The sequence below is a fragment of the Shewanella hanedai genome, assembly GCF_007197645.1.
Lineage (GTDB): Bacteria > Pseudomonadota > Gammaproteobacteria > Enterobacterales > Shewanellaceae > Shewanella > Shewanella hanedai.
The window spans coordinates 15,219-32,386 of sequence record NZ_VKGK01000017.1 but is presented as its reverse complement, the minus strand read 5'-3'; the positions used below and the strand labels follow the sequence as shown (position 1 = coordinate 32,386).

The window sequence follows — 17,168 nt, the reverse complement described above, 5'->3', positions numbered from 1 at the left end:
AGGTCTCCCCTAAACAGGCAAAGGGACAAGATTATGATTGAAGCCATTTTTATGATTACTGCAATCGTCTGCCTTATATCGGCACTACTGACGGTGACTGCCCACAATGCAGTACATGCTCTGCTCTATCTAGTGACAATGATGATCGCTATCGCGCTGATTTTTTTCTTATTTGGCTCACCTTTTGCCGCTGCGCTGCAGATTATTGTCTATGCGGGAGCCGTAATGGTGCTGTTTGTGTTTGTCACCATGATGCTGCACCAAGGCGAGAAAAGTAACCTTGATGAGAAAGCCCTGTTTAGTTTGAAAAATGCTAAAGGTCCGCTATTACTGGCCACAATACTCATTGCTGAACTGCTCATGATTAGTGTGCAGCCGCTAGAAATGAACTCTTCACTTGTTCCTCTTAGCGCGATTAGCAATGAGGCAGAACAGGATTCAGCTCAACGCGATAACACCTCACAGCCCAACTCCGTCAAATCTCTCGCCATACAACTCTACGGCCCCTATCGTTTGTTGGTCATCATTGCCGCCATGTTACTGCTCTCTGCATTAATCGCCGCCATACACATTGCGCGTAAAACACCAAAACATGTAGACGTTGACCTCAGTCCAGAAGAGACTCAATTAGCAAATAAACAGCAGAAGGCAAACTCATGATAGAGACACTATGGGTCATAATATTGAGCTTCTCACTGTTCGCCATCGGCATATTTGGCCTCATAAGCAGGAGAAACCTACTCTTTATCCTGCTATCCCTAGAAATCATGCTTAATGGGATCATCTTGTTATTTGTTGCAGCATCTAATCTGCATGGCAATAACGATGGGCAAATTATGTATCTGCTGGTGCTCACCTTGGCCGCATCAGAAGTCGCCGTTGGACTGGCCTTGGTCATACAGATCTACAGACAGCAACAAAATCTCGATGTCGATACACTGACTAAGTTGCGAGGCTAATATGACCATATTGCTTGGCTTAATCCCGCTGCTGCCCTTGTTTAGCGCTTGCCTGCTGATTTTCTGGCAACCTAAACTTTTACTCACTCAAATTATCGCCGTTGGTTCTATAAGCCTCTCGGCATTATTGGCATTAATCTTAAACGTCCAATTGTGGGACCAAGCACAATTTGTGCTTCAGGTATCGCTTGGACAATGGCTTTCCATTGATAATTTATCTTTAGGCTTTACCCTTTATCTCGATCCACTCTCGCTGATAATGGTGACCATTATTACCTGTGTGGGTGCGCTGATACATCTCTATTCAGCCAGCTACATGAAAGATGATCCTGATGTGTGCCGTTTTTTTGCCTATCTCAATCTTTTTGTCTCAGCCATGTTATTTCTGGTGCTCGCCGATAATCTGATCTTGCTCTACTTAGGATGGGAAGGTGTGGGTTTATGCAGTTACCTGCTTATTGGATTTTGGTATCGAGAGCAAAAGAATAGCCAAGCCGCGAATAAGGCATTTATCATCACACGTATCGGTGATACCGCCATGTTAATCGGCATTATTTTGCTTTTTTACCAATTCGATACCTTAAATATCCAACAGATACAGCTACAATCTCAACAACTGTTGCAAATGGATGAATTGCCAACAACCGAAATAATCAGCTTATGCTGCCTACTGTTATTTGCTGGTGCTGCAGGTAAGTCCGCTCAAGTGCCACTACAGTCCTGGCTTCCCGATGCCATGGCAGGTCCCACGCCTGTTAGCGCCTTGATCCACGCTGCGACTATGGTCACTGCAGGTATCTATCTGGTAGCAAGAAATATGGATCTGTTTCAACTCGCTCCCGATGTACTTCACTTTATCGCCATTATCGGGGTGGTCACCTTAATTTTAGGCGCGACGTCAGCGCTGGCTCAATCAGATCTAAAGCGCATACTCGCCTACTCAACCATTAGCCAACTCGGTTATATGTTTTTAGCCCTTGGTGTTGGCTCCGCCTCAGCAGCCGTATTTCATCTAATGACCCATGCTTTCTTTAAAGCGCTATTGTTCCTCAGTGCCGGAGCATTGATTTACTGCATGCACCATGAGCAGAACATTTTTAAAATGGGAGGATTAAGAAAGTCTCAGCCACTGCTAGCCTTTTCATTCGGCATTGGATGCGCCGCGCTAGCATCGCTTCCCATGACCTCAGGCTTTTTTAGTAAAGAACTCATCCTTGAACAAACACTTCTTGCGCATCAACCTTTACTTTGGTGGGGCGGTGTCATTGGCGCATTTTTTACAGCGCTTTACAGTGCTAAGCTGTTTTTTATTGTTTTCTTTGGCAAATTAAACCAGCCAAGTACTCATAACACACCAACGGCAATGGTAATAGTGCTCATGATCTTGATGCTACTGTCACTCGTTGGTGGTGTACAGCCTCAAGGTTTATTTACCCACTTTTCAGCACCAGCAGACTCTGCATCACCTGGTCATACTCTTAGCTTGTTCCAACATTGGTTGCCGATCCTCTTACCCATATTCACCGTCACCTTAGCTTGGTTCATGTTTATTAAGGGATATTTTACGCCCACAACGCCATCGGAAGGTTCCTCTGTGAGTCTTAAGCAAAAACTGCATCAGTTTTTGTTATCGGGTTGGGATTTCGATAGATTATACCGCTTGATATTTATCAAGCCCTTTAAACTCGTCACAGAATATAACCGAAGAGATATCATCGACTTAGCTTATCGTCAGCTTGAAACATTCAGTTCACTGCTCTATCGACAGCTCAACCGTTTTCAAACAGGGCAACTACGGCACTACAGTGCGAGTCTGGTGATATTTTGCGTGTTGGCCATCGCGTGGGGGTTAATACAATGATGTTATTTACTCTTATCTTACTGCCACTTGTTGGCGGTGTTATCGCATGTTGGAGCCAGCGAGTACACCAAGATGCACCCAAATGGATAGCCAGTCTGTGCTTACTCTTGTCGTTAGCCTTCTTAATCTCGATTAAACTTTTCACCAGTATGGATCCCTCAAATCTTTGGCTTGTCGATGAAACACTTGCCTGGATCCCAAGACTCAATATTAGTGCCCACTTCGCCATGGATGGACTCAGCTTTGTGTTAATCCTATTAACACTCTTAATGGGACTGGTCGGTTTATCCTCAGCTTGGAACGAGATAAGCCAACATTCAGGTTTCTTCTATGGCAATTTTTTGTGGACATTAGCAGGCATTATTGGTGTGTTTTTGGCGATGGATCTGCTACTTTTCTTCGTTTTTTGGGAAGTGATGCTAGTCCCCATGTATTTTCTTATCGCTATATGGGGCAATGAAAACCGTCGCTATGCCGCATTAAAGTTCTTCCTTTTTACCCAAGCCGGAGGGTTATTGATGCTCTTGAGTATCGTTGCTCTGGCCGTACTACATTATCAGCAAACTCAAATTCTTAGTTTCGATTATCAAGTATTGGTGCAATCGCCCATCGACTCTGAATTTGCCAAATGGATCTGTCTAGGCTTTATTATCGCGTTTATCGTCAAACTGCCCGCTTTCCCCTTCCATAGCTGGTTACCTGACACTCACACACAAGCACCAACGCCAGCCAGTATCATACTGGCAGCCGTTCTGCTCAAAACTGGTGGCTATGGGTTACTTAGATTTGTATTACCTCTGTTCCCTGATGCCAGCCAATTTTGGTCACCGCTAATGATGGGACTTGCGGGGATTAGTATCATCTATGGCGCCATGATGGCCTTTTCGCAAACGGATCTTAAACGTCTAGTGGCTTATTCAAGTGTCAGTCATATGGGCTTTGTGCTCTTAGGCTGTTTTAGCCTCAATTTTTATGCGCTACAAGGTGCTGTCATGCAGATGTTGGCACACGGAGTTAGCACCGCAGCTCTGTTTATGTTGGTTGGATTAATCCAACATAAGTTTCATACTCGAGATCTCAATCAACTCGGTGGACTCTGGAGCACCTTGCCTAAACTGTCAGCCATGGGGTTATTTTTTGGTATGGCTTCTTTAGGCATGCCAGGTCTTGGTAATTTTATCGCTGAGTTATTAGTGCTGATTGGCACCTTTAAACAAGCTCCGATGTTTGCGCTAGTGGCAACATCTGGACTGATATTGGCGGCTGTCTATTCACTGCGCATGATCCAAAAGAGTTTCTTTGGCGTAAGCGTGAACGCTGATGAAAACAGAGAGAATAAAACAGGACATACGTCCAAGCAGATCATCACAGATCTGAATGCTAAAGAGAAAATAACCTTAATGCTGATGTGTTTGAGCCTCATATTCATGGGTCTTCACCCTCAGCCCATTTTCAATTTGGTCAATGGCTCATTAATCGAGATAGCCTCACTCTTTCAAGCATCCTTTCAACCAGAGATCCTACTAATAGAGGTGCAGCTATGAGCCTTCATTTTCTCCCTGCGATGATCATCTCTATCACCATATTGATCTTGTTACTGGCCATCGCACTTAAACGCGCCCATAACTTGGCATATGTGATAACCGGACTCGGTCTCATTGGTGCCTTTTTTAGCCAGTGCATATTATTATATTTGCCGAATTCATCAGACGGACTATTTGCCTTTTCCCCTGTGAGTAGCCTGCTCAGTTTATTGATGTTAAGCATACTCATCTTTCTTTGGCTGCAACTATACGCCTGGTTAGCGAAACAAAAGGGCCATAAAGAGGAGTTTTATCTACTGCTCTTACTAGTGAGTTTAGGTGCATTAGGCATGATAGTCAGCGAGCATTTTGCCAGTTTCTTTTTAACCTTAGAACTGATGAGCCTATCCTTTGTCGGATTGATCGCTTACTCACAAGATAAACCTGTCAGCCAAGAGGCCGGAATAAAGTATCTAGTACTGTCGGCAGTCGCCTCAGCCTTCATACTCATGGGCATCGCCATTCTCTACCTGCAAACAGGCAGTCTTGCATTTGAGCAAGTTACCAATGAGGTCAGCTCATCATCTTCGATACCGCTTTTATCCACCACTGGCATTATCTTTATTCTTATTGGGCTCTTTTTTAAACTCTCCATGGTGCCTTGCCACTTATGGGTTGCCGATATTTTTCAAGGTGCACCACTTCCCTCAACGGCTTTGCTCTCAACCATCTCTAAACTGGCTTCATTTGTCGTACTTTGGAAAATGTTCAATTTAGGTGGTTGGCAACATGATCACATTATCCTCGAAATCATCGGACTCGTTGCTGTGGCCTCTATGCTCATCGGGAATTTATTGGCCTTGTTACAAAATAATATTCTTCGCATATTGGCATTTTCATCAATATCCCATTTCGGCTACCTGCTGATTTTATTACTGCTGTTTAACCAAGATGCCGATTTACTTGAAAATGCCGAGTTTCCACTCGAAGCACTCATATTCTATTTATCAGCTTATCTCATCACATTAACCGGTACCTTCACCGTTTTAATGCAGTTAGAGGGGAAAACTAAGCTGGAGCAACTGACAGGACTCTTCTGGACTCGTCCACTGCATGCTGCCAGCTTAAGTGTTCTAATGCTTTCGCTCGCAGGGATCCCGCTAACGATAGGCTTTATGGGAAAATTTTATCTCGTCACTGCAACCATCTCTAATCAGGTTTTGTGGCCGCTTCCCTTTTTGGTCATTGCCAGCGTAATAGGGCTGTTTTTCTATCTTAGAATCATCATGGTGATGTTATCGTCAATAAACCAAGTAGAAAGAAGCAGTGCATCGACAACAGGAGAGCGCGCTAGTCTCTGGTTTATTATCGCTGTCGTTATGGGACTAGGCACTTTTCCTGCATTCTTTGCGGAGATCATAAAACACACAGTGAGATAACACATTCCAAGCACTCAGATCACATAGTTAAAAATTTGGGTTCTATGAGAATAATTTCATACTTTCAACAAGCCTGATCATGATATTGTCCCTCAATCATGAGAAATGGCTCCGGAATATCTATGGCTTTCTACCAATCACCAAAGAAAATAAGCGCATTTGACGCTAAATTTGAAGCACAAAAAATCGCATTTGCTCCCATTAGTTTTCAAGTCGCACGATGTTTGCTTGAATTTGGCATCTTAGAGCAAATAGAGGCTTCAGCAGAACGAGGGTGTTCCTTAGCTGATATACAAGAAAAAACCGGATTAACAGAGTATGCCATTAGCGTTCTTATCGATATGGGCCTTAGCATGGGCTTACTTTGGCAAAAAGAGGACAGATACCTACTCGACAAAATAGGCCACTTTCTCGTGCTGGATGATATGGCTAAGGTTAATCTTAACTTTGTCCATGATGTTTGTTATCAAGGCATGTTTGAACTTGAGTCCTCTTTGCTTGAAGGCAAGCCGAATGGGCTTAAGGTATTCGGCGATTGGGAAACCATTTATCCAACCTTGAGTGAGTTACCTCACCAAGTAAAGCAAAGCTGGTTCGAATTTGATCATTACTATTCAGATCATGCATTCGGTCAATTACTGCCACTTATTTTTCAGGCCAAACCCAAGCATATCGTCGACGTTGGTGGTAACACAGGCAAATGGGCATTTGCTTGCACAGCCTATGATCCTAACGTCAATATCACCATCATGGATCTGCCGGGCCAACTTGCAGTCGCCCTTGCCAATGCCAAAGAGAAAGGCGTAGCCGACAGAATCTCCGGCTTTCAATGTGATCTACTCGACGAGTCACAAGACTTTTGTCAGGATGGCGATCTCTACTGGATGAGCCAATTTCTCGACTGTTTCTCTAAAGAGCAAATCTTAAGCATTCTAACTCGCACAGCCCAAAGCATGAGCGTCAACAGTGAACTCTGCATCTTAGAAACCTACTGGGACAGACAGCCCTTTGAAGCTGGCGCATATTGCGTTAATGCAACCTCAATCTACTTTACAGCCATGGCAAATGGCGACAGCCGCATGTATCACTCAAAAGAGATGTTATCTCTTATATCTCAAGCGGGTCTCTATGTAGATGAAGATATTGATGAGATAGGTTTAGGTCACACTTTACTCAGGTGTAAACGTAAACCATCGAGTGTTTAAGTTAATTCACTCGAGATTAAGAAATACTTAACCTATGATTAATTAAACTCAAATATTCTTACCATATCTATTCTTTTATTATTTAGTCATAGACTACTTACTAAGAGAATAGAGATGAAATCTTCATTCAAAAAAATCTCATATTATGCATCTCGACTACCCAGCCCTATGGCAGGCCTCGCACTCGCTATTGCCAGTTTAGGCTGGGCATGGGAAAACATGCTACCCAACATGGGTGGACGCGGCCAAGCAATCAGTGCCGTTGTAGCAGGTCTCATCCTCACGTCTTTAGTCATTAAATTTATACTTCACCCTGCTATTTTAAAGCAGGAACTTTCACATCCAGTGGTCGGCAGTGTGATCCCAACTTTTGCCATGGGCTTGATGGTTGTCTCTAATGCATTAGGGCATTACTTTCCAACAGAGGGGCTTATTCTCTGGCTTGCAGCCATTGCCATCCACATCGTATTTTTAGCCATGTTTGTTTACTTTCGTGCGATTGATTTTAAACTCGAGCATATGGTACCAAGCTGGTTTGTTCCCCCAATAGGGATCATAGTCGCAGCGGTCAGTTTCCCCGGCGATCAATACCAATGGCTTGCAAATGCAACGTTGAACTTTGGCATGTGCTGTTATCTCATCATGCTACCGGTGATGTTATATCGCTTGATATTCTGCGCCCCAATTGCCGATGCTGCAAAACCAACAATCGCGATAATGGCTGCACCAGCGAGCTTGTCTTTAGCAGGATACTTAACAGTAAGTAGCCAGCCATCACTCATTATCGTGGCACTCTTGCTTAGCATTGCTGTCCTAATGACCAGTGTTATTTACTTAGCTTTCTTTCACTTACTAAGACTGCCATTCTCACCTGGCTATGCAGCCTTTACTTTTCCTATGGTGATAGGTGCAACGGCTTTATTTAAAACTGCTGATTGGTTAAGTCAATCTTACGGATCGAGTCAATTTACAGATTTCATCGCTTATAGTGCACAAGGAGAGTTATTTATATCAACAGCAGTGGTGCTTTATGTCACTTATCGTTATCTCTCTCACTACAGACCAAGCACACTTAAAGCATAAATAAACGCCAAAATAAAATGCCAGTAACGATTAATTACTGGCATTTTCTTGGTTGGTTGATTTTTGGGTTAGTTAAAGCCCATATAATGAGCCCCTACCACCACAAGGCTAGACACTACAAATAATGCCAACATAAATCGCCAGATAAACCTAAGCCAGTCTCCCCAATCAACACGACACACCCCTAATGTTGCCATTAACGAGGCCGATGTCGGTACCAATACATTAGAGAAACCATCGCCTAACTGGAATGCCAATACTGCAACTTGTCTTGTGACACCGACAATATCTGCAAGCGGTGCCATTAATGGCATGGTCAACGCTGCTTGGCCAGATCCTGAGGTCACAAAGAAGTTAAAAACGGTTTGGAAAACCAACATAAACCAAGCAGAAAGCGCATTAGGTAGCTGACCGATTAGGTTTCCAGCACTGTTTAAAATGGAGTTAAGCACACTAGGCTCACTGGGTCCGCCATTACCCAATAAGATCAGAATACCGGATGCACAGCCGACTAAAAGGCAAGGCTCCAGCATATTAGCAGCACCCTGCTTGAAACTTACAGCGACATCGTTCACCTTCATCCCATTGAGTTTAAAGATGACACTTATGATGCCAATCACGATCCCCATGGTAAAAAACTGACTGGCTATTTCAGGGATAAACCACGCTTGAGACACAACCCCCCAAATAACCCAGATGATGGTTGCTACAATCGTTGCTATAACCAGAATATCACCAAGATTAAATCGACTGTCTAAGCTTGCTTTACTCTGGTTTTCTCGAAAGTAGGCATCACTGTGATAGCTAAATGAATGTGTTGGTTGGTGCTTAACCTTGTTAGCGTAACGCATCGTAAAAATAAGCCCGATGAGGGTGAAACCGAACCAAAGCACGACACGTACACCTGAGCCAGACAGTACAGGAATACCAGCAATTCCTTGAGCAATCGCAACGCTAAAAGGGTTCATCCAAGAGCTAGCAAATCCAATCTGAGTCGCCACATAGGTGACCATTACCGTGGTGATCCCGTCATAACCAAGTCGTATCATTAACGGGCAGATGATAATCGCAAACGCAATAGCCTCCTCTCCCATGCCAAATACTGCACCGCCCAGTGAAAACAGCACAAAGATAACAGGAATGAATAGCGATTCATTGCCACGAGTTCTATCAATTAACTTTAATATCCCGTTATCGATGGTGCCCGTTGCCATCACGACACCAAAAGAGCCACCGATCACCAACATGAACATGATGACACCAATGGCACTGCCCCATTTAGAACCAGAGACTAACCCTTCAAACGCGAAATTAAAAAAACCAGCGCCGCCATTGCCCTCAAATAAACCGACAGGGGCAAGCTTGGGATCACCGTTATCGTCAAGATCATAGCTAAATGAAGTTGGATCGATAACACTGCGACTTTTTTCAACCCCGTCAACAAGGTAGTTAACGTCTTGGGTTTGAAACGAGCCCGTTGGCACAATATAAGTAAGTAAAGCCGCTGCGACTGCGACAAAAAAGATGAGGACTAACGTATCGGGCATCTGCCAAGTTTTTGGCTGAGTTATTGGCGTTTCTAATGAGGGCTCTGGTGGTCCATCTTGCGATAAAGGGATTTGCGTGTTCATGCTTGGGCCATTCTAATTATTATATGGCTGCAAATATAAACTAATTACATATCATTTTATAGATTTGCATCAAGAAAATAACGCTAACTATGAGGCTGTTAAACACAATGAAACTCACCAATCGACAGTCTAAGCCTATCAATATTAAAATAATGAGTCTCATCGTGTTAGTTATGACATAGAGCTAACTATCAAGCGCCTTTTGGGGCATTTTTGTACTAATAACATGGGATAGTAGCATCACAAATAAAGACAAGGCTAAGGCTGGTACGATGGGATGAACATGCCAAATTAGCGGTGCATTTAACTGTAAGCTTAGGTAGCTAAGCAGCCCTGATATCATTGCGAAAAATGCACTATTACCATTGATGTTTTTCCAGAATACACCCGCTATTATCGGCCATAGAAATACCGCCTGCAGGGCACCAAATGCCGCTAAGTTGATCCAGACAATCATCTCAGGAGGCTTAATCGCCCAATAGGTCGCAACAATGGTAATGAGCAACATGCTCACTCGGGTTAGTTTGACCTGCTGTAACGCATTTAAATTAGGACAGCGTTTAACAACACCGTCACGGACAAGGCTTACTGCCGACTGCAGTAACATGGAATCAACTGACGACATCACCGCAGCAATGGGCGCTGCAAGTAACACCCCAGCCCAAAATGGAGTGAATAGACCGGAAATTAATTTAGGCATTATCTCATCGGGCACGCTCAGATCAGGATAAATCGCACGTCCCAAGACTCCACACAAGTGCGGCAGCAGGGTCATGAGGAAACAAATTATCGTTCCCCACACCATGCCACGTTTAAGTGAATGACTGTCTTTAACCGCCAGTAAGCGTACTAAGGTGTGAGGTAACCCCATGGTGCCAAAACAGATGAGTACCCAAAACGACAGCATCATTGGCCAACCAAGGTAATCATTAACCCCATGAGGACTAAGCATCTCAGGAGAATGGTCATTCACCTTTGCCATGAGCTCGGGCAAGGTTCCCTGAGATAAAATAGTGACGAACAGGAGTATTAAGCCTGCCAGCATCACCACCCCTTGCAAAACATCAGTTAACACCACCGCCCTAAAACCACCGGTCAAGGTATAAGCCAGTACCGTTAATACAAATAGGCCTAACCCTATTTCATAGCTTATTCCGCTAACCCCTGAAAATAGGCGAGCGCCACCAATGAACTGTACTGCGATCATGGCGATAAAACCCATGACCAAACTCGCAATGGCCAGTCGACTCAACCACGCATGTTGAAATCGGCTGTCGAGCCATTCAATTAAGGTTGCATGCTGTTGTTCGCGCATGGCTAAAAATTTAGGGCCTAAAACGCCTAATGTTAATACGGCAACCGGCACTTGTATTAATGCTAGCCACACCCAACCAAGCCCCATTTGATATGCTGCGCCGGGTCCACCAATAAAGGAGCTGGCGCTGGTATATGTGGCAACTAGAGTCAGTGCCAACATGGGACCATTGAGAAATGACCCACCAATAAAAAAGCGCTTCGCTTTATCTTGATGAAGAGAGTCTGTATCAGATGTTCGACTGCTCCACCAACGGGTAATCACAAGACTGAGTATTAAATAGATTAGCACTGGAAGTAAGTTAGTCATGATCTCTTCCCACAAAAATAACAAGAGATAAAATCAATACGAGTGGCGCTAAAATACAGGAGAACCAAAACCAGACTGGCAGTCCGAACAACACCCAAGTTTTATCGATAAAGAGAGGACCTGCACACCATAGGATAAAATAACCTAAAGTCAGCATCAGTGCAGTTTTAGACAGTGAGGACATAAAAAGTAATGTGGAAAATAAATCAGATGGCAGATTTTATACCTAAAGCCAGTGCACAGGCTAGGGCTAATCCGCAGAATTGCCCCCGACGGATAAGCACTTTCTCCATCTTAGCGTTCAGTTGAGAAGCTAATCACCGATAGTTATCATCAATATCCATAAAATCCCACTAAATTCTTCAAAACACACGGCTCAAATTTCCACTTTGGCCACCTTATCTATACAATTGCGGACTTGATCTCAGCAATCACATTTTTTAACACCTTGGTGTCACAAAAATGACCAGTATTCCCAATTTGTTATAGAGGCAGTAATGAACCACACCTACATTCCAGGTAAAGACGAAGCACTCGAAGTATCTATCGCCACCATGCAACAAAGACTCGTTGATCTGGGCTTTGATATAGAGGAAGCCTCATGGCTTAATCCAGTACCTTATGTTTGGTCTGTGCACATCCGTGACCGTAACTGCCCCGCCTGCTTTACCAATGGTAAAGGCGCTAGCCGTGATGCTGCACTTGCAAGCGCACTGGGTGAATACTTCGAACGTTTAGCCTGTAATTACTTCTTCGCCGATTTCCATTTAGGTGACAAAGTGGCAAACAGCGACTTTGTTCATTACCCCAATGAAAAATGGTTCCCAGTTTCTGACAACACTCGTCCAGAAGGCATGATGAACCAAGCCTTATGGGATCACTACGATCCTGAAGGCGAAGTCACGCTAGAAGGTCTTGTTGATATTCAATCTGGTAACCCTGAGCGCGGCGTATGTAGCTTGCCTTTTACACGTCAATCTGACGGTGAGCTCACTTATATTCCAATGAATATCGTTGGCAACATGTTTGTCAGCAATGGCATGTCTGCGGGTAACAGCCAGACTGAAGCGCGCACGCAGGCACTTTCAGAGTGTTTTGAGCGTTACATTAAAAACCGCATCATTGCAGACGCGATATCGCTTCCTGAAATTCCAGCAGAAGTCGTGAATCGTTTTCCCAAAGTGGTTGCTGCAATCGATGAGCTTGAAAAACAAGGCTTCCCAATCACCTGCTTTGACGCCTCATTAGGTGGCGATTACCCCGTTATCTGTGTCACGTTGTTCAATCCAGAAAATGGCGGGTGTTTCGCATCTTTCGGTGCACACCCAAGGTTTGAAATCGCTTTAGAGCGTACCGTAACTGAACTTCTTCAAGGCCGTAGTCTTAAGGATCTCGACATCTTCCCTAGCCCGTCTTTTGATAACGACGAAGTGGCTGAGCATACCAACCTTGAAACTCACTTCATCGACTCTTCAGGGCTTATCTCATGGGATATGTTTAAAGAAAATGCTGATTTCCCATTTGTTGATTGGAACTTCACTGGCACAACCGAAGAGGAATACGCTCAACTTTTAGGCCAATTCCATAAACTCGGCGCTGAAGTCTACATTGCAGATTACGCGCACCTCGGCACTTATGCATGTCGCGTGCTTGTTCCTGGTTACTCTGAAATTTACCCCGTTTATGAGCTGACTTGGGTTAACAATAACCGCGGTATGGCACTTCGCGCCATGATCCAGCAATGGCTAAATGACAGCAGTGATGTTGAGCTAACTCAATCTATTTTAGACACTGTCGATCAACTCGATCTCGATGAGTTCCAACCACTGGATCAGTTGTTAGGTCTAGGCGTCGATGCAAATACACCTTGGGCAACACTGAGAATGGGCGAGTTCAAATGTTTACTCAACTTAGCCCTTAATGATCTTGAATCTGCCTACGAATGGGCACAATGGACGACTGACTTTAATGCCGGTGGGATAACCCCAGCTCAACAGAAACGTCTGCGTTTCTATCATGCAGTGATGGCCATCATTAATATTGAGCTAGACGGTAAAGATCTTGACCAGTATGAAGCTAAACTCAAGCGCATGTTTACTGAGACCGATTATAACGAAGCAAAGCTTCACGTCTCAAATGAAGCACAAGGCTATGATCTTAAATCTGTGAATGAATTACTCAGCTTTAAGAAGCATCAAAGCCTACTTGTCGCCTATGACAAGTTGCAAAAAGCCAAAGCTAAATATACTAAGTGGGATGTTTAGTCCTTCTGTAGACTAAGTATTAACATTTGAAAAATGCTGAAAAGAGTGCGATCACATCGCGCTCTTTTTTATTGACCACGAAAAACAGCCTCTTATAACCTATAGATAATACAGAAGAAAAACTTAAAGAAACCTCTATCTACCTAAAAAGGGTGAGACTGCTCTAACTTCTGTTACACCATCATCAACTCTGCTTGTTAAGCCCATATCTACACTCTAAAATCAAAAACATACGCTTATCAATTAAATTGATAGTTTTCATTGTTGTTATTTTGATATAGGGAAGCCAAAGGGAGTCGATGAAGTATTCACTCAAGCAGATCACCGTTTTTGACGCCGTAGCGAGCATGGAAAGTGTGAGTGCTGCCGCCAGAAAGTTATCGATGACACAATCGGCAGTCAGTATGTCACTGGGTCAGTTAGAAAATTTGCTAGGGCGACCACTCTTTATCCGTCAGGGGAATAGGCTCACATTAAGCCACTGGGGGAACTGGCTACGCCCTAAGGCAAGGCGTTTACTACAAGATGCCCAACATATTGAATTAGGCCTTCACGAACAACACCTTATCAGCGGAAAGTTTAGGTTATGTTCAAGCCAAACCGCAGCGGAGCATTTGATCCCCGAACTAATCAGCAAAATTGATACTGATTTTCCCGAGTTAAGAATCGATCTCATGGTCGAAAACACCGAAAATGTCATTGATGGCTTACTCAACTATGAGTTTGACCTTGGTATTATAGAGGGCAGAAATGATGACACTCGATTGCATCAAGAACGTTGGATTGATGATCATTTAGTGGTGTTCTCCTCCCCTCACCATCCCTATGCTAAATGTGAAATGACCAGTTTATCGCAACTCGAGCAAGCAAAATGGGTTTTACGGGAGCAAGGGGCTGGAACCAGACGAATATTCGAAGGCGCCATTCATGGCATTATCGAGAAGCTCAATGTATGGAAAGAGTATGAACAGGTCTCAGTATTAAAGTCCCTTGTTAAGCATGGACAATACATCAGCAGCTTACCCTTCCTTGATGTGGAAAAAGAGGTCGCGAACGGTGAGTTGGTTATCTTACAAACGCCACAACTGAACATGCAACGCCATCTGTCGTTTATTTGGCGTGCCGACTCAGGTGAAAACCCGCTGCGTGATTGCATTATCACTGAAGCAAGACGACTAAGCCGCAATCGACAAATGAAGAAATAATCGAATCTAGCCTACCCGATGAGTTTAACGACTTATCGGGCCATCCTTTTAAAAAAGTATATTTGCTCAAGCATCTAAGTCCCCTCTGTTAACAACGTAAAAACTATCGTCTTCTAGCAAGTGTTTTGGGACAACTAAGTGGTCTAATTAACTTGTGGCAAGTGGGTAGCCATGATTTAATTCTGTCCCCAAATGATTCACCTTCATTTGTTCTGGAGTTTTGTTGATGAACAGCCTGAAACTAAAACCGCGACACCTGGTATTGATGCTCTCCTTAGCGGTAGCCATCTATGCCTGCTACTTACTCATAGCCCCCTACTTAGGTTCTATTGTACTCGGGTTTATCGTCTCCCTATTGTTTTTGCCCATTCATGCGCGAGTTCAACATAAAATGCCCGCCAGTCCCAATATGGCCTCTGCATTATCATGTACATTAGTCACCGTGATGGTGTTAATTCCATTATTGCTGGTCACTGCAGCCATTATGGATCAAGGCATCAATTTCATGAGTAATGCCTATCAATGGTTGACAGAAGGTGGCGCAAAAGCTTTCTTTGCTCACCCTTGGATCCACAGTGGTATTACCTTATTAAATAAATGGTTGCCATTTGACACCATTAAACCCGATGAGTTTGTCCAACGCGCTGCATCAACAGCCACGGCACTGAGCAGCAGTTTGATAGGAGCAAGTACAGGTCTAGTTGGTGATCTGGCCGATACGATTTTAGATTTTTCTTTGATGTTATTTGTGTTGTTCTTCTTTTTACGAGATCAAGACAAAATAATCGATAATCTACGACACATCATTCCGTTATCACGCTCCCAAGAAGACCTCATTTTAAATGAAGTGGGCATGGTGGCTAAATCGGCGGTGTTAGGCTCATTACTGACTGCTTTAGCCCAAGGCGTTCTCGGTGGTATTGCTATGGCACTGGCAGGTTTCCCAGGTTTATTCTGGGGGAGCATGATGGCGTTTGCATCCTTTATTCCCTTCGTCGGCACCGCCATGATTTGGCTCCCAGCGTCAATTTACTTGTTCTTAACTGGGGACTGGCAGTGGGGAACATTCTTAATAGTGTGGGGGGTCGTTGTCGTCGGTTCCATTGATAACTTCCTCAGGCCGTGGTTAATGCAAGGTAATACGGGCATGAGCACCCTGCTGCTGTTTTTCTCTTTACTCGGCGGATTACAGTTGTTTGGTTTAATCGGCTTAATTTATGGTCCAATCGTTTTTGCCGTGACCTTAGTCTTGTTTAAATTATATGAAGTGGAGTTTGAGGGCTTTTTAGAGCAACAAAATAAAGAATAACTTATCCGAGAACAAACTCACTTTAACGGCCAGATCAATATGCCCTTGTTACCAATAGTTTCATGGGCATAAAACATAACAGGACACTTCTTCGACAAGTTTAACCGGAGTGTAAATAGGCGTTAATCTCTGTAAAATCATCTCAATGGTAAAGCTTAAACGAAAACAAACAAAGACCCGCCCCGTTTATCCGTTATGATGCTCTACTCTTTCCTCGTATTTAAGCGATGTTTAAAATACCATGGATATTAACGGACACTGTATCTCAACAACAGTCGATGAACACGGCCCTGTCCATGTTTATCAAACCAGAACCAGTCGGATCCTTAGCTTTGATGGAAAAATCTATCAAAGTTACATGAAATTAAATGACATTAATGGGTTAGCGCTTGGTTATACACAAGCCATGATGACAGGATTATTGTTTATCCCCGTCATCAAGACAGCCACTATAATGGGGCTGGGCGCAGGTTCAATTGCAAAGAAGCTACTCGCTAGTTTCAGTGAATTGAATGTATACGCAATAGAACACCGTGAAGCAGTGGTTAAGGCAGCCAAGAAATATTTTTACTTACCTGACACAGAACGACTCATCATTCATATAGGTGATGCTGCTAACTATATGAACAACACTGACATAAAAAGCGATATCATCTTTTCAGATCTATACAACGCTCAAGGTATGGAGCCAAATCAAGTACAGTTATCCTTCTTACGCGATTGTAAAAATGCCCTGAGTGATCATGGCGTTCTGGTGCTCAACATCTGCCATACGGCACTTACGTTACGAAAAAAATTAGATGAATTGCTCACAGTCGAATTTGAAAATCGACTACTCAGTTTCGAGGTCGATAATGAAAACACCATCGTACTCGCCTTCAAAAACGACATTCCTTTGATAGAAACAGAAACACTGCAGACAAAAGGTCAATACTTACAAGAGAAAATGAACATTCAGATGGAGAGTTACGTCAAATTACTTTAACGGATTCACAAGGCATCATGAGTGAATAAGACCGCTAAGCCACTATCGACGCTTGAAAGGTAAGTAAAAGTTTTGAACCC

At 43.6% G+C, this 17,168-nt stretch carries 13 protein-coding genes; 11 read left to right on the top strand and 2 right to left on the bottom strand.

What is annotated here, in order from left to right:
• Window positions 1-33 precede the first annotated feature (33 nt).
• The 7 genes from FN961_RS14280 to FN961_RS14250 all read left to right on the top strand — a co-directional run bounded on the left by FN961_RS14280 (window position 34) and on the right by FN961_RS14250 (window position 8,070).
• Window positions 34-660: an NADH-quinone oxidoreductase subunit J family protein gene (locus FN961_RS14280; protein ID WP_144040856.1), complete on the top strand. Its 627-nt coding sequence runs from the start codon at window positions 34-36 to the stop codon at window positions 658-660.
• Complete coding sequence (nuoK, locus tag FN961_RS14275; protein WP_144040855.1) at window positions 657-959, top strand: NADH-quinone oxidoreductase subunit NuoK; 303 nt, start codon at window positions 657-659, stop codon at window positions 957-959. The genes FN961_RS14280 and nuoK overlap by 4 nt, the downstream gene beginning before the upstream one ends.
• 1 nt (window position 960) lies before the next feature.
• The gene (gene nuoL, locus FN961_RS14270; protein WP_144040854.1) at window positions 961-2,820 is read left to right on the top strand and encodes an NADH-quinone oxidoreductase subunit L; all 1,860 of its coding nucleotides are present in this window, start codon (window positions 961-963) and stop codon (window positions 2,818-2,820) included.
• Window positions 2,817-4,364 carry a complex I subunit 4 family protein gene (locus tag FN961_RS14265; RefSeq protein ID WP_144040853.1) on the top strand — a complete coding sequence of 516 codons (1,548 nt, stop codon included), beginning with the start codon at window positions 2,817-2,819 and terminating at the stop codon, window positions 4,362-4,364. Before nuoL ends, FN961_RS14265 begins: the two co-directional genes overlap by 4 nt.
• Window positions 4,361-5,782 (top strand): NADH-quinone oxidoreductase subunit N, encoded by a 1,422-nt coding sequence (locus tag FN961_RS14260; protein WP_144040852.1) that lies wholly within the window; start codon window positions 4,361-4,363, stop codon window positions 5,780-5,782. The genes FN961_RS14265 and FN961_RS14260 overlap by 4 nt, the downstream gene beginning before the upstream one ends.
• Window positions 5,783-5,904: 122 nt before the next feature.
• Window positions 5,905-6,987 carry a methyltransferase gene (locus FN961_RS14255; RefSeq protein ID WP_144040851.1) on the top strand — a complete coding sequence of 361 codons (1,083 nt, stop codon included), beginning with the start codon at window positions 5,905-5,907 and terminating at the stop codon, window positions 6,985-6,987.
• 114 nt (window positions 6,988-7,101) lie between these two features.
• The gene (locus tag FN961_RS14250; protein WP_144040850.1) at window positions 7,102-8,070 is read left to right on the top strand and encodes a TDT family transporter; all 969 of its coding nucleotides are present in this window, start codon (window positions 7,102-7,104) and stop codon (window positions 8,068-8,070) included.
• A 68-nt stretch (window positions 8,071-8,138) separates the two neighbouring features.
• Here the strand turns inward: FN961_RS14250 and yfcC are convergent, their stop codons facing one another.
• Complete coding sequence (gene yfcC, locus FN961_RS14245) at window positions 8,139-9,617, bottom strand: putative basic amino acid antiporter YfcC (protein WP_221936122.1); 1,479 nt, start codon at window positions 9,615-9,617, stop codon at window positions 8,139-8,141.
• 268 nt (window positions 9,618-9,885) lie between these two features.
• Window positions 9,886-11,325 (bottom strand): sodium/pantothenate symporter, encoded by a 1,440-nt coding sequence (gene panF / locus FN961_RS14240; RefSeq protein WP_144040849.1) that lies wholly within the window; start codon window positions 11,323-11,325, stop codon window positions 9,886-9,888.
• Between the two features lie 497 nt (window positions 11,326-11,822).
• Between panF and ycaO the strand changes: the two genes are divergently transcribed.
• From ycaO to FN961_RS14215, 4 genes are all read left to right on the top strand, one after another.
• Window positions 11,823-13,589 carry a 30S ribosomal protein S12 methylthiotransferase accessory factor YcaO gene (gene ycaO, locus FN961_RS14230; protein WP_144040847.1) on the top strand — a complete coding sequence of 589 codons (1,767 nt, stop codon included), beginning with the start codon at window positions 11,823-11,825 and terminating at the stop codon, window positions 13,587-13,589.
• A 299-nt stretch (window positions 13,590-13,888) separates the two neighbouring features.
• Window positions 13,889-14,794: a LysR substrate-binding domain-containing protein gene (locus FN961_RS14225; RefSeq protein WP_144040846.1), complete on the top strand. Its 906-nt coding sequence runs from the start codon at window positions 13,889-13,891 to the stop codon at window positions 14,792-14,794.
• 226 nt (window positions 14,795-15,020) lie between these two features.
• Window positions 15,021-16,103 (top strand): AI-2E family transporter, encoded by a 1,083-nt coding sequence (locus FN961_RS14220; RefSeq protein WP_144040845.1) that lies wholly within the window; start codon window positions 15,021-15,023, stop codon window positions 16,101-16,103.
• A gap of 241 nt (window positions 16,104-16,344) precedes the next feature.
• Window positions 16,345-17,088, top strand: a complete 744-nt coding sequence (locus FN961_RS14215; RefSeq protein ID WP_144040844.1) for a spermidine synthase — start codon at window positions 16,345-16,347, stop codon at window positions 17,086-17,088.
• Window positions 17,089-17,168: the final 80 nt, after the last annotated feature.

Excerpts from the sequence above, each read along its gene's own strand:
- FN961_RS14220 (WP_144040845.1), top strand. The coding sequence starts at position 15,021 with ATGAACAGCCTGAAACTAAAACCGCGACACCTGGTATTGATGCTCTCC.
- yfcC (WP_221936122.1), bottom strand. The coding sequence starts at position 9,617 with ATGCCCGATACGTTAGTCCTCATCTTTTTTGTCGCAGTCGCAGCGGCT.
- FN961_RS14225 (WP_144040846.1), top strand. The coding sequence starts at position 13,889 with ATGAAGTATTCACTCAAGCAGATCACCGTTTTTGACGCCGTAGCGAGC.
- panF (WP_144040849.1), bottom strand. The coding sequence starts at position 11,325 with ATGACTAACTTACTTCCAGTGCTAATCTATTTAATACTCAGTCTTGTG.
- nuoK (WP_144040855.1), top strand. The coding sequence starts at position 657 with ATGATAGAGACACTATGGGTCATAATATTGAGCTTCTCACTGTTCGCC.
- nuoL (WP_144040854.1), top strand. The coding sequence starts at position 961 with ATGACCATATTGCTTGGCTTAATCCCGCTGCTGCCCTTGTTTAGCGCT.
- FN961_RS14255 (WP_144040851.1), top strand. The coding sequence starts at position 5,905 with ATGGCTTTCTACCAATCACCAAAGAAAATAAGCGCATTTGACGCTAAA.
- FN961_RS14250 (WP_144040850.1), top strand. The coding sequence starts at position 7,102 with ATGAAATCTTCATTCAAAAAAATCTCATATTATGCATCTCGACTACCC.
- ycaO (WP_144040847.1), top strand. The coding sequence starts at position 11,823 with ATGAACCACACCTACATTCCAGGTAAAGACGAAGCACTCGAAGTATCT.
- FN961_RS14260 (WP_144040852.1), top strand. The coding sequence starts at position 4,361 with ATGAGCCTTCATTTTCTCCCTGCGATGATCATCTCTATCACCATATTG.
- FN961_RS14280 (WP_144040856.1), top strand. The coding sequence starts at position 34 with ATGATTGAAGCCATTTTTATGATTACTGCAATCGTCTGCCTTATATCG.
- FN961_RS14215 (WP_144040844.1), top strand. The coding sequence starts at position 16,345 with ATGGATATTAACGGACACTGTATCTCAACAACAGTCGATGAACACGGC.
- FN961_RS14265 (WP_144040853.1), top strand. The coding sequence starts at position 2,817 with ATGATGTTATTTACTCTTATCTTACTGCCACTTGTTGGCGGTGTTATC.